Annotated in this window: 10 protein-coding genes; 2 read left to right on the top strand and 8 right to left on the bottom strand. The window is 71.1% G+C overall.

Annotation, left to right across the window (positions count from 1 at the left end):
* Window positions 1-35: 35 nt before the first annotated feature.
* The 8 genes from ACFYY8_RS28130 to glgP all read right to left on the bottom strand — a co-directional run bounded on the left by ACFYY8_RS28130 (window position 36) and on the right by glgP (window position 11,956).
* Window positions 36-1,634: a flavin monoamine oxidase family protein gene (locus ACFYY8_RS28130; protein WP_390045948.1), complete on the bottom strand. Its 1,599-nt coding sequence runs from the start codon at window positions 1,632-1,634 to the stop codon at window positions 36-38.
* On the bottom strand, window positions 1,631-2,878 hold the full coding sequence (locus ACFYY8_RS28135) for a DUF6395 domain-containing protein (protein ID WP_390045949.1): 1,248 nt from the start codon (window positions 2,876-2,878) through the stop codon (window positions 1,631-1,633). The genes ACFYY8_RS28130 and ACFYY8_RS28135 overlap by 4 nt, the downstream gene beginning before the upstream one ends.
* Window positions 2,875-3,228: a hypothetical protein gene (locus tag ACFYY8_RS28140; RefSeq protein ID WP_390045951.1), complete on the bottom strand. Its 354-nt coding sequence runs from the start codon at window positions 3,226-3,228 to the stop codon at window positions 2,875-2,877. The genes ACFYY8_RS28135 and ACFYY8_RS28140 overlap by 4 nt, the downstream gene beginning before the upstream one ends.
* A gap of 52 nt (window positions 3,229-3,280) precedes the next feature.
* Window positions 3,281-4,387 carry a glycosyltransferase family 4 protein gene (locus tag ACFYY8_RS28145; RefSeq protein WP_390045953.1) on the bottom strand — a complete coding sequence of 369 codons (1,107 nt, stop codon included), beginning with the start codon at window positions 4,385-4,387 and terminating at the stop codon, window positions 3,281-3,283.
* 54 nt (window positions 4,388-4,441) lie between these two features.
* Complete coding sequence (locus tag ACFYY8_RS28150) at window positions 4,442-6,562, bottom strand: glycogen debranching N-terminal domain-containing protein (protein ID WP_390045955.1); 2,121 nt, start codon at window positions 6,560-6,562, stop codon at window positions 4,442-4,444.
* A gap of 113 nt (window positions 6,563-6,675) precedes the next feature.
* Entirely contained in the window at window positions 6,676-8,622 is a 1,947-nt protein-coding gene (locus ACFYY8_RS28155) for a M48 family metalloprotease (protein WP_390045957.1), read from the bottom strand.
* Window positions 8,619-8,834, bottom strand: a complete 216-nt coding sequence (locus tag ACFYY8_RS28160; RefSeq protein WP_390045959.1) for a hypothetical protein — start codon at window positions 8,832-8,834, stop codon at window positions 8,619-8,621. Before ACFYY8_RS28160 ends, ACFYY8_RS28155 begins: the two co-directional genes overlap by 4 nt.
* A 539-nt stretch (window positions 8,835-9,373) precedes the next feature.
* A complete protein-coding gene (gene glgP, locus ACFYY8_RS28165) occupies window positions 9,374-11,956 on the bottom strand; it encodes an alpha-glucan family phosphorylase (protein WP_390045961.1) in 2,583 nt (860 codons plus the stop codon).
* Between the two features lie 366 nt (window positions 11,957-12,322).
* Between glgP and ACFYY8_RS28170 the strand changes: the two genes are divergently transcribed.
* Entirely contained in the window at window positions 12,323-14,410 is a 2,088-nt protein-coding gene (locus ACFYY8_RS28170) for an alpha-1,4-glucan--maltose-1-phosphate maltosyltransferase (protein WP_390045963.1), read from the top strand.
* 43 nt (window positions 14,411-14,453) lie between these two features.
* On the top strand, window positions 14,454-15,304 hold an 851-nt coding region (locus tag ACFYY8_RS28175; protein ID WP_390045965.1), incomplete at its 3' end, for an alpha-amylase family glycosyl hydrolase.

Consider the following 15,304-nt stretch of genomic DNA (forward strand, 5'->3'; position numbering starts at 1 on the left):
CACTCGCCGCGTCGTTCCTGAGACTGTACGGCGAATCAGGCCGGGGCCCGTACGACCCGGGTGTGCAGCTCGGTCACCGCGCGCCTGGCCGACTCCATCGCCCCCGCCTGCCAGGCCACCAGGTGGGTGAGCCAGTCCCCGGCGAAGTAGACCCGCCCGGCGGGGCGCCGCAGCAGGGCGAAGGCCCCCTCGTAGGAGGGCCAGCGGACCCAGCCGCCCTCGATGTGCGGTTGCCTGTGCCAGGCGATGGAGACGCTGGAACGCAGGTCAGCGCGGTACCTCTCGCCGTGGATCTTCTTGCCCTGGGTGAGCGCGCGGGCCCGGCGCTCGGCGTGGGGGAGCCTCCCGTACAGCTCGGCGTTCTCCTCGGTGTTGTAGTAGCCGACGATCAGGCCGGACGCGGAGTGGTAACCGTGTGAGGGGTACCAGATGTGGGTGATGTCCAGGTCCGTCTCGGTGACGCCGCCGTAGATGCGTTCGTCGATCTCCCACCAGCGTCTGCCGTACTCAAGGCCGATCTTCCCGGCGGCGACCGGGACCGGGGTGCGCAACGCGGCGGTGACCTGGGCGCCCAGGTTGTGCGGGAGGCGGGCCATCAGGTGCGGCGGCAGTGTCGCGACGCAGTAGTCCGCGCGGATCGTGCCCCCGGTGTGGGTCACCTCGACGCCGTCGGGCAGGTTCTTCAGGCCCGTGACGCGGGCACCCGTCATGATCCGGTCCCGGCCGACCGCGCGGGTGAGCGCGGTCACGATCGCGTCCATGCCGCCGACCGGCTGGAACATGGGCACGGCCTGGTCGTAGCCGAAGTCCATGGTGATCGCCCTGCCCATGCCCGCGGCGAAGACCTCGGCCAGTGAGCCCGGGGCGCCGAGCGGGACCCCGTCGTCCACCCCGGGGTAGGCGGTGAAGCCCCTGCGGGTCGAACCCCGGTAGGACAGGTCGGGGCCCAGGTCGCCGAAGCGGCGCAGGAACTCGCCGAGCCGTTCCCTGTCGTCCCTGGTCAGCCTGCGGTTGAGCGCGCCCGCGTGACTGGCCTTGGCCAGCAGTTCGGCGACGTAGCCGTACATGTCGGCGCGGGCGGTCCTGGCCCTGACGGGGGCCTTCATGCCGTGGGTGTAGACGTAGGCGGAGGCGTTGTTGTTGACGAACGTCTCGATGGGCACGCCCAGCTCGCGGCAGTAGTCCATGGTGACCATCCACGGTGCGATACGGCCCGGCCCGGCGTTGAAGTAGGTCCCCTCCTGGAAGCCCGCCGTCTGGGTCTGCCCGCCGTTCTCGGTCAGCCGGTCGCCCCGGCGCAACGTGAGGCTCCGCCCGCCGACCCGGTCCGCGGCGTCGAGGAGGGTGCAGTCGTAACCCGCCTTGCCCAGCTCGTAGGCGCAGGTCAGCCCGGCGACGCCCGCGCCGAGGACGACCACCTTCGCCGCGCCCCTGCCACTGAGGGAGAAGTCGGAGGCCCGGGGCGGAACGTAGTCCTCGGGCCGGGTCTCGTGGGAGCCGGGGGCCAGGCCCAGCGCGCCCATGGCCGCGAACATGGCGCCCGCCCCGCCCGCGGCTCCGACGCCGACCAGCAGCGCCCTGCGGGTCAGCGCCCCCTGGGTCCTCCGGGTCCCCTGGGCCTCCCGATCGCTCATCGTGTCCCCTGAGCCGTCCCCCGGGCCGTCCCCCAGCTCTCGACGCGGCGTGCCTCGTCCTCACTCATGAAGCCCACCTCGGCCGCCATGAAGTCGTGGACCTGTTCGCGCCACGGCTTGGGGATCTCCTCGACGGCCGGGGGGTAGCAGCGGTCGAGCCAGGCGGTCGAGGCCTCGGTCGCGCCGAGGAACCCGGCGGCCCTGCCGAAGACGGTGCCCTCGATGCCGGGGACCCTGGCGCAGCCGTACTCGATCATCTCCTGCCCGCCGTACGGCGGGGGCTCCTGCCACTTGCGGGCGACGGGGCGTTTGGGGCCGACCGCGGTGCGCAGCGGGCGGCGTTCCACGGCGGCCTGGATGAGCTCCTTGTAGAGGCACTTCCCGCAGGTCCCGCAGGGGCCCTCGACGCCCCGCAGGCACCAGCGGACCTGCTCGCGCAGGGAGGAGTTCAGGGCCAGGCGCATGGTGACCGCCTCGCTCACCCCGCCGACCGGGAGCACGATGTGCACCCCGGCGGCGGCGAACGCCCTGCCCCAGGCGCCGTGCGGCGCCCACATCGGGTTGTCGGGAGTGTATCTGAGCAGGTAGCGGTCCCCGCCGAGCCAGCGCGACCCCAGCTCGTAACCGAAGGCGAGACCGCCCAGGTCGAGTTCGTCGGCCAGCAGCAGCGCCCCGGCGGCCACCGCGTGGTGCTCGGGATAGCCGGGGCGGGGCTCGGCGAGGGTGAACTCCAGGTCGGAGCGGACCACCGTCAGCTCCCTGCCCGTCTTCTCGGCCAGGCGGGCCAGGACGTCGGAGCGGTAGTGGGTCCAGCGGTTGGGCACGCGCGGATGGGAGACCCGCTGGAAGTGCACGAACGGCGCGTCGGGCAGCATCGCGGCCACGGCGACCGAGTCCGCGCCGCCGCTGTAGGAGACCGCGAGCCTGCTCCCCGAGCGCGGCGTCCCGCCGACCGGTCCCGCCTCGACCCCCCAGCCGTCGGCGAGGGCCTCGGCCAGGACCGGTGAGATCGGCTCGTCGAAGGTGACCGTACGGCGCGTCCACGGCGCGACGATCGTCCAGGCCGCCAGCGCCCGCAGGTCGGGGTGGACCTCGCCGGGGGTGCGCGGCAGCTCGACCCGGCAGGAGTTCGTGGCCATCCTCAGCGGCTGGCCGTCGGCGCAGAGGCCGGTGATCTCGTCCTCGGCGTCCAGCCGGAAGGCCAGGCGCATGACGTCGCCCTCGGTGGTCCAGGTCACCCTCATGGAGCACCCGCCCCACGGCGGCCCAGCGCCTGGTCGGCGGCCTGCCAGAGCAGGACCTCGTTCTGCAGGACGTGCTCCATGGCGGCCGCGGTCTCCTGCGCGAGGCGGTGCGCGTCGTCCCAGCGCCGCACCTGCGCCTGTTCCGGAGTGGTCTTGGCCACCTGGGTCCTGAGCCTGTCGACCTCGGCCCGCAGCGCGGTGACCTCCCGGCCCAGCGTCTGGACCTCCCAGAGCGCGTCCTTGATGTCCTGCCGGTGGTCGGCCCTGGAGATGTACCGCGCGTCGAACCAGCCGAGCACCGCGCGCCGCAGCCATGCGGGCAGCAACGCGCGCTTCCTTAAGCGCACCATAACCCGGCACGATACCGGCAAAACACGATCTACCAGGACGCTCTTCGACGCTTCAGGTGACGGGCAGCGCCAGATCCCTGGTTCCTCCGGCGGGTTCTCCCGGGGCGGCGATGACCTGCCGATAGATGCGCTCGTACCCGGCGGTCATGACCTCGACGTCGAAGTTGCCCGCGACGTGGGCCCGGCAGGCGTGCGGGTCCAGCCCGCCGGCCGCCTCGACGGCCTCGGCGAGTTCCTCGGCCTCCTCCCTGACGAATCCGGTGACGCCTTCGGCGACCACCTCGGGAACCGCCCCCCGGTTCAGGGCGACGACGGGGGTGCCGCAGGCCATGGACTCGATCATGACCATGCCGAACGGCTCCTCCCACAGGATGGGGAAGAGCAGGCAGCGGGCCGCGGCCAGCAGTTCCCGCTTGCGGGCGGCGTCGGCCTGCCCGACGTACTCGGCGTCGGGGCCGAGCCTCGGCTTGATCTCCCGCTTGAAGTAGTCGTGTTCCGCTGGTTCGGTGAGCTTGCCCGCCAGCACGATCCTGCGGCCCGCCTCCCTGGCCACGTCGATGGCGACGTGCGCCCCCTTGTCCGCGTTGAGCCTGCCCAGCCACAGCACCCAGTCCTCCTTGCGTTCCCGGAAGGGGAAGGAGGCCGTCTCGACGGCGTTGTGGACCACCCCGGCCCAGTTGAGGTCGGGGGCCAGCCGCCGTTGCGCCTCGGAGATCGCGACCATCGACACGGCCGGGCCGAGCACCCGGTAGTACTCGCCCAGCTCACCCTCGATCTCCCCGTGGCAGGTGACCAGCGTCGGCACCGCCCTGGCCGCCGCGCTCAGCGGCCCGGCCAGCGAGTGGTCGTGGACGATGTCGGCGTCGATGTCCAGGGCCAGCGCGTACGCCTTGGCCGCGTGCAGCACCTCGGGCATCGGCTCGCCGATCCGCTCCGAGGGCGCCGGGTCGTAGGTGGGCAGGAACCTGGCCCCCGTCCCCGCTCTGCCCGCCCCGATCAGGGTGACGTCGTGCCCCCTGCGGGACAGCCCGGAGACCAGTTCGGCGAGCATCGCCTCGATGCCCCCGTAGCCCAGGGGCGGGACGTCGTACCAGGGGGGCGCGACCATGACGACACGCATCGCGTCGCGTCGTCGGGAAACAGCGGTTGTGGCGATCATTCTCAACCTCACCTACGGCCGTCCGGCCCGCCGGAATCCGACTTGAGTGGAACCTCAGGGGGCGTAGCGCAGGGCGGCCGCCGTCGGGCGGCGCGGCTCGTTGATCAGGGTGACGCCTTCGGAAAGGCCGGTGACGGACACCTCCGAGCCGTCGACGTCGACGGTGACGCGGGAGTCGTCCAGGGGAAGCCCGGTGATCCGCAGCTTGCCCAGCCCAACCGGGTCGACCCACACCCGGCCCCTGGGGATCCACGGGTCCAGGCGCATCAGGGTGCGCACCAGGTGGATGGGGGCGGCCGCCGCCCACGCCTGCGGCGAGCAGGAGGTCGGGTACGGCACCGGCCAGGAGAATTCGGAGCGGCCGAAGCCGCAGAACAGCTCGGGCAGCCGCCAGCCGAAGACCTCGGCCGCGTCGAGAAGGCCGAAGGTGATCCGCTTGGCCTCCTCGGCGAAGCCGTAGCGCATCAGGCCGGCCGCGATCAGGGCGTTGTCGTGCGGCCACACGGAGCCGTTGTGGTAGCTCATCGGGTTGTAGGCGCCCATGTTGGAGGCCAGGGTGCGCACGCCGTACCCGGTGAACATCTCCGGGGAGAGCAGGTGCTCGGCCACGGAGGCGGCCCGGTCCTCGTCGATGATGCCCGTCCACAGGCAGTGCCCCATGTTGGAGGCGAGGCTGTCGATGGGCCGTCCCGCGTGGTCGAGCCCGATGGCGTAGTAGCCCCGGTCGGCCAGCCAGAAACGCTCGTTGAAGGCGTCCCTGATCCGGGTCGCGCGGGCGTTCCACTCCTTCTCCAGCTCGATGTCGCCCACCTCGTGGGCGAAGTGGGCGCGGGCGATGTAGGCGGCGTAGACGTAGCCCTGCACCTCGGCCAGGGCGATGGGGGCGCGGGCCAGGGTGCCGTCGGCGAAGTTGACGCCGTCGAAGGAGTCCTTCCAGCCCTGGTTGACCAGGCCGTGGTCGGTCTTGCGCTGGTAGGAGAGGAACGGGTCGGCGCACCTGACGATCCAGTCGAGGGCGTCGTCCGCGTACGGCATGAGCTCCTCGACGGCCTGCTGGTGCACCCCCCACCTGCGCAGTTCGCCCAGGAGCATCACGAACAGCGGGGTCGAGTCGACCGAGCCGTAGTAGGCGTGGCCGCCGTGCGGCGAGGCGCCGGTCTGCACACCGAACCGCAGCTCGTGCAGGATCTTGCCCGGTTCCTCCTCGGTGAGCGGGTCGTCCACCTTGCCCTGGAGCCTGGCCAGGCGGCGCAGGGTGCCCAGCGCGAGCGACTGGTCGAGCGGCAGCGCCATCCACGAGGTCAGCAGCGAGTCGCGGCCGAACAGCGTCATGAACCAGGGCGCGCCCGCCGCGATCGTCGGCGGCTCCTCCGGCCGGTCCGGTTCGAAGAGCCGCAGCGCCCCCAGGTCCTCCCGCGAACGGTGGATCACGTGGGCCAGGGCGCGGTTGCTCGTGGTGAAGGAGGGGCTGAGCCGTTCCCAGTCGGCGCGGCGCCTGGCGGGCTCGGCGTGTTCGAGCGGGTGGTGGGTGGAGAACCAGGCCGGTGACTCCTCCCCCTCCAGGATCGGGTTGACCTGGAACGTCGCCTTCCACTCGCCGCGCGCGGGCACGACGACCCTGAAGATGAGCACGCCGGGCACGGCGAACGGCGGAGGGTCGGTGACCACCCGCGTCCCGCGTGACCTGGTGGCCGAGAAGACCAGCAGACCCGACCTGTCGGCCGTCATCTCCACGTCCGTCACGTGCCTGATCCGGCCCGCCTTCACCTCGAACAGGTCGGCCACGTCGGAGGAGACGTGCACGTCGAGTACGCACCCGGCGGGCTCGTCCGACAGGTTGCGCAGGATCAGGTCCTCCCGCAGGCCGCCGCCGACGTAACGGTCCCTGATCACCAGCAGACTGCTCTCGACCCGCCCTGGCCGCGGCGCCGCCCTGCCCACGAACGTCGCGTGGTACGGCTCGCCCGCCAGCACCCTGAGCGGCTCGACGGGCGACTCGTCCACCCGCAGTTCCCAGCGGGACAGCAGCCGGGTGTCCGCGTGGTAGACGCCCTGCGGACCGCCCTGGATGATGTCCCCGCTTCGCGAGCACACGCAGAAGGAGCCCCCCTCGACCAGGGTCACCGTGGTGTCGCCCAGCGCTCCGGGCTGTCCTTCGAACGTCCAGGCGTTCAATGCACTCTCCGGGGTCCACGTCCTCGTTTCCTGCACCATTCCCTCCTCCCCGGGGGAAAGAACGCTTCCATGGCGTGTCTTGCCTGTTCACAGGCGTGTCGCCGGGAGAGGGACTACCGTTTGGTGCCGTCTTCGTGACGCCTGGCGAACTCCTGCTCCAGGAGTTCGTCCAGGCGCCGGACCGTGCCGGGGCCGAGACTCGGGCGCGGCGTCTCCGGCGGGACGTGGGGGGACAGTGACGGCTGAACGGGGACGATCTCCCGCCACGGCGTGACGGACACCCCCGCGGGTTCGGGGTCCTCCGGCTCCTCGGGGGTGTCCGAACCCGACGACAGGGCGGTCACCAGGAACAGGATGCCGATCAGCACGGCGCCCGCCAGACGGAGCGTGAACCTTCTGCGGCTCCTTCGTGCCGTCTCCGCGCCCACGGCCACCGGGGCGCCCGCCGTCGCGACGGGCTCCTCCGCCTGGGGTGTCCCCTCGGCGTCATGGCCGAGCCAGGTCCCGGGGTCGACCCCGAGCGCGGCGAGCCGCAGCCGCAGCCGCCCGACCTCGGGGGCGCCGCCGAGGACGGCCGCCGCCACCAGGGCGTGGACCTCCCCGACGGTGACGCCCGCCGCGACCGCCCGGCCCCGTTCGCTCCAGGCCAGGCGGCTCGGCCCGGTCCAGGTCGTCTCCCAGTTGGCCCGCCCCCGCACCACCAGGGCCTGGCCGACCAGCGCGAACAGCGCGGTCTCCAGCCGGGCCAGGCTCCCGGCCGTCTCCTTCCCGCCCCGTTCCCCCTGCGGGTCGAGGCAGGCGGCGAGCCGTTCCGCCCGGTCGTCGGCCAGCAGGTCGAGGACGGTCGCCAGGGCGGGCCGCGCGGTGCCGCCGACCCTGCGGGCGGCCCGGACCAGGCCCCTCACCGGCTCCGTCGCCAGGGTCTCCATGGTCAGCCCGACCCACTCCTGCCAGGGCAGTACGGCCCTCCTCTCCCGCGCCCAGGGGAACAGGCAGTGCCGTACGGCCCCCGGTTCCACCCCGAACCCGGCCTCCAGAGCGGCGGTACGGCCCCGGCCCGCGGGTTCCCGGCGCCCGCCCAGGGCCCGCAGGCGCCGTTCCACGCTGGGATGGGGGTCGTGACGCGAGATCCGCCGGGACGGCGTCGCGTGTTCCATCCCCTCGATCGCGGCCCGGTAGCCGGACGAGGAGAGCATGGCGGCGAACACCGCCAGCGGGTCGTCGGGGAGGTAGCCCCTGGCGTGCATGGGGTCGAGGTACCTGTCACGGAACTCACCCCACGCCACCGGCAGCACCACCAGGGTCCGCCACAACGCCTCCGCCACGACCGTGCCTCCCGCGGCTCCCGTGGCCTCGACGACCCTCGCCGCGGCCGCGTCCGCCTGGAGTTCCTGCCGCCGGTTGACGGCGGAGGAGACCCAGAGGTACAGCCTCGCGTAGCCGGAGAGCGGCCACCGGATCAAGGAGACCGGGACGCCGCGCGCGGGGTCCGGGGTGCGGGGGCGTTCGAGCCGGTCGAGGGCGGCACGCAGCGCCAGATGCCCCCGGTAGACGACCGCGCCGAGCCCGGTGGGGGTGTGGTGCCCCAGTTCGTGGCCGAGCGCCGCGCGCAGTTCGTCGGCCGTCAGCCCGGCCAGCAGCGGAAGTCCGAGGCGCAGGTGCCGTCTGCCCCCGACGAGGCCGAGCAGCCTCGTCTCCTCCGACAGCTCGGCGCCCACCTCCGCGGTCAGCCGCAGGGTCGCGGGCGGGCGGGTGCCGAGCCGCCCGGCCAGTTCCGTGACCACGGCCCACAGTTCGGGCACCTGCCAGGGGGTGACCAGGACGCCATCGGGGGCGGGCCGCGCCCCGGCCCCGGTGACGAACAGGCGGCGCAGGACCCACAGCGCCGGGATCGCGGTGAGCACCGTCATCACCGTCCCCGCCCGCGGCGGCCTGTCCAGGGCGAGCGCGTCCCACACCAGCAGGACGAGGACGCCCGCGTCGAACAGGACGAGAACCAGGCACAGCAGGCAGGGGCCCGCGAGCAGTCCGAGCGCCAGCAGCGCGCGCACCGTGATCACGGCAGCCCCCTTCCCCGGTCCGCCGCCGTCCCGATGGCATGGCGGACCCGGTCGAGGCAGGTCCCCTTCTTCTTCAGCCGCTCCCACACCCCGCGCGGGAAGAGGCCTCTGGTGGGCACGCCCGCGGACGTCAGGTGGTGGAACCCCCCGAACTCGTCCGCCCTGTCGGGTGCCCGTGTGTCTTCCGGTCGTGCGACGTCCCGTTCCGTCATCGTTCGCCCCTCCGCCGGAGGCCGGACGCGGAGGCGCCGTGGAGACACCGTGGAGACACACGATGAGCGTCCCCTCGCCCGTCCTGTGGCCGATGGACACGGACTCCTCACCGGCCCGTGCCCGTACCACCGTGACCTGGCCGCGCGCCTGACTCCCGCCGGTCGAACGCATGCGGTACAGAACCACCGAGAACACCGGCCTGACCGAGCCCGCGGGCAAGGCGGGGACGACCGATCGCTCATCGCCGAGGTGTTCCGACGGCCGGCGCGCCCTGCGCAGGCCCCGTGCTCCGAGAGGGTCTCGACAGTGAGAGATCTTGGCCGGAGTCGACCTGAACCACAGCGGTGCGCGGGCCCGCCCGGCCGCGCCCGCCGGAGCGGGCGGCGGCCCGGTGGGCCACGAACACCGGTAATGCCAGTAAAGCAGCAGGCTGCGGCGTTCTGGAGGGAAAGACGGATTTCCAGACTTCGGCGGTCCCCGGCCGGACGAGGCCGGTCGGGGACGGCCGGGGACGGCCGGGGACGGCGTTACGCCGGGGTCAGCGCAGGGTGCCGTTGGTCATGCCGACCGGTTCCTCGGGGACGGCGATCAGGCCGAGTTCGGCGGGCGTGGCCACCAGCGGGTGGTCCGGCACGACCCGGACGGTGTATCCGAAGGAGCCGGTGCGGTCGAGCGGGATCGTGCCGCTGTAGACGGCCTTGCCGTCGTCGGCCTCCGTCTCCAGGGTCAGGTCGGCGTAGGACGGGCCGACCATCTCGTCGTGCTGCCCGACCAGCCCGTAGGCGGCCTGGACCCGGATGTCGGACGGCTGCAGCTCACCGAGGGCGATGGCCGCCCGCAGTTCGAGGGAGGCCCCGACCTCGGGGGTGTCCCCCAGGTTGGTCGCCTCGACGTGTTCGACCCGGATCCCCGGCCATGCCTGGTGGACCCGGAGCTTCCAGGCGGCGAAGTGCCTGGCGGGCTCGTAGCCGTCCGCGGACAGGGCACGGGCCGACCCGGCCGCCGGGGCGTACAGGCCGATCACGTAGTCGCGGAGCATCCGGCCCGCCAGGACCTTGGGCCCGAGCGAGGTCAGGGTGTGCCTGACCATCTCCAGCCAGCGCAGCGGCAGGCCGTCGGAGGCCCTGTCGTAGAACCGGTCGGCCACCTCGTGGTCGATCAGGTCGTAGAGCGCGTGCGCCTCAAGCTCGTCGCGGCGGTCGGGGTCGGCGACCCCGTCCGCGGTGGGCACGGCCCAGCCGTTCGTGCCGTCGAACCACTCGTCCCACCAGCCGTCGCGGATGGACAGGTTGAGCCCGCCGTTCAGCGCGGCCTTCATCCCGGAGGTCCCGCAGGCCTCAAGGGGACGCAGCGGGTTGTTCATCCACACGTCGCAGCCCTGCACGAGGAGCTGACCCAGGGCCATGTCGTAGTCGGGCAGGAAGACGATGCGGTGCCGTACGTCCTCGCTGTCGGCGAAGCGCACGATCTGCTGGATGAGTTTCTTGCCGCCCTCGTCCGCCGGATGGGCCTTGCCCGCGATCACGATCTGGACCGGCTTCTCCGGGTTGAGCAGCAGTTCGCGCAGGCGTTCCTGGTCGTTCAGCATCAGGGTGAGCCGCTTGTACGAGGGCACCCTGCGCGCGAAGCCGATGGTCAGCACGTTGGGGTCGAGGGCGTCCTCGATCCAGCCGAGTTCGGCCCGGGAGGCGCCCCTGGCCAGCCAGGACCTGCGCAGTCGTTCCCTGGCCGCGTTGACCAGGCGGGCCCTGAGCCTGTTCCTGATCCCCCAGACGTCCACGTCGGAGATCTTGTTGACACCCTCCCAGCCCTGGGCGCGCTCGACCAGGGTGGGCAGTTCCCTGCCCGCGAGCTCCATGATCTCGCGGCCGACCCAGGTGGGCGCGTGCACGCCGTTGGTGATGGACCCGATCGGGATGTCGTCGGCGTCGAAGCCGGGCCACAGGCCGCGGAACATCTCCCGGCTGACCTCGCCGTGCAGCTCGGACACGCCGTTGACCCGCTGGGCCAGGCGCATGCCCATCGCGGCCATGTTGAACTTGCCCGGTTCGTCCTCGGCACCGAGTTCGAGGATGCGCTCGACGGGGACCGTTGGCCAGGCGTTGTCGCCGCCGAACTGGCGGGCGATCATCTCGGCCGGGAAGCGGTCGATCCCGGCGGGGACCGGGGTGTGGGTGGTGAAGACCGTGCCCGCCCTGACGGCCTCCAGGGCCTCGTCGAAGGAGAGCCTGGCCTCGGTCAGCTCGCGGATGCGTTCGAGGCCGAGGAAACCCGCGTGCCCCTCGTTGGTGTGGAAGACCTCGGGCTCGGGGTGGTCGCCGACCCGGCAGTAGGCCCGGATCGCGCGTACGCCGCCGATGCCCAGCAGCAGTTCCTGGAGCAGGCGGTGGTCGGTGCCGCCGCCGTACAGGCGGTCGGTGACGTCGCGGGCGGCGTTGTCGTTCTCCGCGACGTCGGAGTCGAGCAGCAGCAGCGGGACCCGGCCGACCTGGGCCACCCACACCTGGGCGTGCAGAGGACGCTGTTCCGGCAGGCTGACCGTGATCCGGACCGGGGTGCCGTCCCGCTCCTTGAGGAGGGTCAGCGGCAGGCCGCCCGGGTCGAGCGAGGGGTAGTGCTCCAGCTGCCATCCCTCGGGGGAGAGCGACTGGGTGAAGTAGCCGTGGCGGTACAGCAGGCCGACGGCCAGGATCGGCACCCCGAGGTCGCTGGCCGCCTTGAGGTGGTCGCCCGCGAGGATGCCCAGGCCGCCCGAGTACTGCGGCAGCGCGGCGGCGATGCCGTACTCGGGGGAGAAGTAGGCGATGGCCCGCGGTGCCTCGGCGAGGGTCTGGTACCACCGGGGCGCGGTCATGTACTCGTGGAGGTCGTCGGCGGCGTCGGCGACCCGCCGGAGGAAACGACGGTCGGCGGCCAGCTCACGCAGGCGGCTCGCCTCGACGGCGCCGAGCAGCGCGACCGGGTCGTGACCGACGCGCTCCCAGGTCGCCGGATCGACCTCGGCGAACAGATCGAGTGTTTCGGGATGCCACGACCAGCGCAGATTGTGGACAAGCTCGCCGAGGGGGGCCAGCTCCGGGGGAAGGACGGTGCGGACAGTGAACCTACGGATTGCTCTCACGCTGCCAGACCCTAGTTACTCAGCGCCATGACGGCGACCCGGACACTCACGCGTCTCCCCCTCACCACTATCAATCCGCTCCAAACACATCCAAGGGCAGTCGATCGACCGGGTGGCCACACCCTGGGAACAACTCGCCGAACAGTAAGAGGTCCCGCACTCTTCCACCTAGGCGCATGAAGATGGACTATTGGGGCACGCATCTCTGGGTCGCGACGCCCCACCCCCGGGGGGCCGACCGTCGATGCAACGGCAGGGTATTGTCCTGCATCAAAGCCGGTGACCAGGGGCTTTTAAAGAATCGAAGATCTATTCTTGCCGACTTTTTCGGCGGCACCGGGTGTGCCGTCGCTACCTTGAGACGCGATGATCGGACGAATTCCCATCCAGGACATCCAGCCCACGGTCGAGTGCGGGAGCTACCCCGCCAAGGCGGCCGCGGGTGAGACCTTCGAGATCACCGCCGTCGTGTTCCGTGAGGGCCACGACGCGGTCGCCGCGGGCGTCGTGCTGACGAGCCCCGACGGCGCGCGTGGACCGTTGCTGCCGATGCGCGAGCTCGCGCCGGGCACCGACCGCTGGGGCGTCGAGGTGACTCTGCCCGCGGAGGGCGAGTGGAGTTTCCGCGTCGAGGCGTGGGGCGACCCGATGGCGACCTGGCTGCACGACGCGGGCATCAAGATCCCCCGTGACCTGGACGCCGAGCTGATGTGCGAGGAGGGCGCCCGGCTCTTCGACCGCGCCGCCAAGGCCGTACGGCCCGCGGACTGCGCGCCGGCGGGCCAGGAGCCGAAGAAGAAGTCGGGCAAGACCGGGAAGAAGACCACGTCGGCTCACGTGTGCGGGCACCGGGCCGCGTTGCAGGCGGTCGCGGCCAAGCTGCGTGACACGGCGCTCGATCCCAGGGCCCGTTTCGCGGTCGCCCAGCTGCCGGAGACGGCGGAGCTGCTGCGGGCGCATCCGCTGCGCGAGCTGGTGACCCGATCCCAGCGGCGGCTCGTCAGGGTCGATCGCCGCAGGGCGCTCTACGGCTCGTGGTACGAGTTCTTCCCGCGTTCCGAAGGGGCGATCGTCGAACAGGACGCCGCCCCCAAGTCCGGAAATTTCAAGACCGCCGCGAACCGGCTGCCCGCCGTCGCGAAGATGGGCTTCGACGTCGTCTACCTGCCCCCGATCCACCCCATCGGGCACAGCTTCCGCAAGGGCCGCAACAACACCCTGACGCCGGAGCCGTACGACCCGGGCTCGCCGTGGGCGATCGGCTCCGAGGAGGGCGGCCACGACGCCATCCATCCCGACCTGGGCACCTTCGAGGACTTCGACGCCTTCGTGGCCAAGGCCCGTGAGCTGGGCATGGAGATCGCGCTCGACCTGGCCCTGCAGTGCGCCCCCGACCACCCGTGGGTCAGGGAGCACCCGGAGTGGTTCAACGTCCGCGCCGACGGCTCGATCGCGTACGCGGAGAACCCGCCGAAGAAGTACCAGGACATCTACCCGCTGAACTTCGACAAGGATCCCGAGGGCCTCTACACCGAGGTCAAACGGGTGGTCCGGCTGTGGATGGACCACGGCGTACGGATCTTCCGGGTGGACAACCCGCACACCAAGCCGGTCGCGTTCTGGGAGCGGCTGATCGCCGACATCGGCTCGACCGACCCGGACGTGCTGTTCCTCGCCGAGGCCTTCACCAGACCGCCGATGATGCACACGCTGGGCAAGGTGGGCTTCCACCAGTCCTACACGTACTTCACCTGGCGCAACTCCCGGCAGGAGCTCGAGGAGTACCTCACCGAACTCTCACATGGGTCGTCGAGCTTCATGCGGCCCAACCTGTTCGTCAACACTCCGGACATTCTCCATGAATACCTGCAACACGGGGGAGTCGCGGCATTCCGCATTAGAGCCATCATCGCTGCGATGGCCATGCCGACGTGGGGCGTGTATTCGGGCTATGAACTTGCGGAAAATGTCCCGGTTCGCCCTGGTAGCGAAGAATACCTAGATAGCGAGAAATATCAGTACAGACCTCGCGATTGGGCCAGTGCAGAGCGAGAGGGCCGTAGCCTGGCTCCACTCATCACGCAACTTAATTTGGTACGCAGAGCACACCCGGCGCTCCAGGAATTGCGTAACCTACGGTTCCATAGCGTCGACAATCCGGACGTGGTCTGCTTCTCCAAGCGGCTGCCCGGCGCTCACGATACGGCCACACGACGGCACGGCATGGGCGACGTGGTCCTGACTGTCGTCAACCTCGATCCGCACCGCACCCACGAGGCGACGGTTTCGCTGGACATGCCCGCCCTGGGTCTCGGCTGGAACGCCGAGTTCGTCGTCGACGACGAGCTCTCCGGCGAGTCGTACCACTGGCGGCAGTCCAACTACGTGCGCCTCGACCCTTATATCCACTCAGCACACATCTTCACTCTGCGTGCCACGGCGAACCAGCGGTGAGCCGGCCGGGTACGCATACCGGCAAACAGCGGGGAGTCCACTGGTGAGTCAGGTACCTGAGCCAATTCCGAACACCTTCGACGAGGAGAAGCCGCGCGACCCGTACTGGTTCAAGCGCGCCGTCTTCTACGAGGTGCTCATCCGGGGATTCGCCGACTCCAACGGAGACGGCACCGGAGACATCCGAGGGCTGATCGAACGGCTGGACTATCTCCAGTGGCTCGGCGTCGACTGTCTGTGGCTGTTGCCCCTGTACGAGTCCCCGCTGCGCGACGGCGGCTACGACATCGCGGACTTCATGAAGATCCTGCCCGAGTTCGGGGACCTGGGAGACTTCGTGAAGCTCGTGGACGAGGCCCACAAGCGCGGCATGCGGGTCGTCGCCGACCTGGTGATGAACCACACCAGCGACGCCCACCCCTGGTTCCAGGCGTCCCGGCACGACCCGCAGGGCCCCTTCGGAGACTTCTACGTCTGGAACGACGACGACGAGCTCTACAAGGACGCCCGGATCATCTTCGTCGACACCGAGACCTCGAACTGGACCTACGACCCGGTCCGGCAGCAGTACTACTGGCACCGCTTCTTCTCCCACCAGCCGGACCTCAACTACGAGAACCCGGACGTGCAGGACGCGATGCTCGAAGTGCTGCGGTTCTGGCTCGACCTCGGCATCGACGGCTTCCGGCTCGACGCGGTGCCGTACCTGTTCGAGCAGGACGGCACCAACTGCGAGAACCTGCCCAGGACCCACTCCTACCTCAAGCGGATCAGGGCCGAGGTCGACCGGCTCTACCCGGACCGGGTGCTGCTGGCCGAGGCCAACCAGTGGCCCGCGGACGTGGTCGAGTACTTCGGCGACCCCGCGACCGGTGGCGACGAGTGCCACATGGC

Origin of the sequence: Streptosporangium sp. NPDC001559, from assembly GCF_042893955.1 — a bacterium.
Classification (GTDB): Bacteria; Actinomycetota; Actinomycetes; order Streptosporangiales; family Streptosporangiaceae; genus Streptosporangium.

Bases quoted from the DNA above. Each gene is read 5' to 3' on its own strand.
- ACFYY8_RS28160 (WP_390045959.1), bottom strand. From the start codon at position 8,834: ATGACGGAACGGGACGTCGCACGACCGGAAGACACACGGGCACCCGAC.
- ACFYY8_RS28170 (WP_390045963.1), top strand. From the start codon at position 12,323: ATGATCGGACGAATTCCCATCCAGGACATCCAGCCCACGGTCGAGTGC.
- ACFYY8_RS28130 (WP_390045948.1), bottom strand. From the start codon at position 1,634: ATGAGCGATCGGGAGGCCCAGGGGACCCGGAGGACCCAGGGGGCGCTG.
- ACFYY8_RS28135 (WP_390045949.1), bottom strand. From the start codon at position 2,878: ATGAGGGTGACCTGGACCACCGAGGGCGACGTCATGCGCCTGGCCTTC.
- ACFYY8_RS28140 (WP_390045951.1), bottom strand. From the start codon at position 3,228: ATGGTGCGCTTAAGGAAGCGCGCGTTGCTGCCCGCATGGCTGCGGCGC.
- ACFYY8_RS28145 (WP_390045953.1), bottom strand. From the start codon at position 4,387: ATGATCGCCACAACCGCTGTTTCCCGACGACGCGACGCGATGCGTGTC.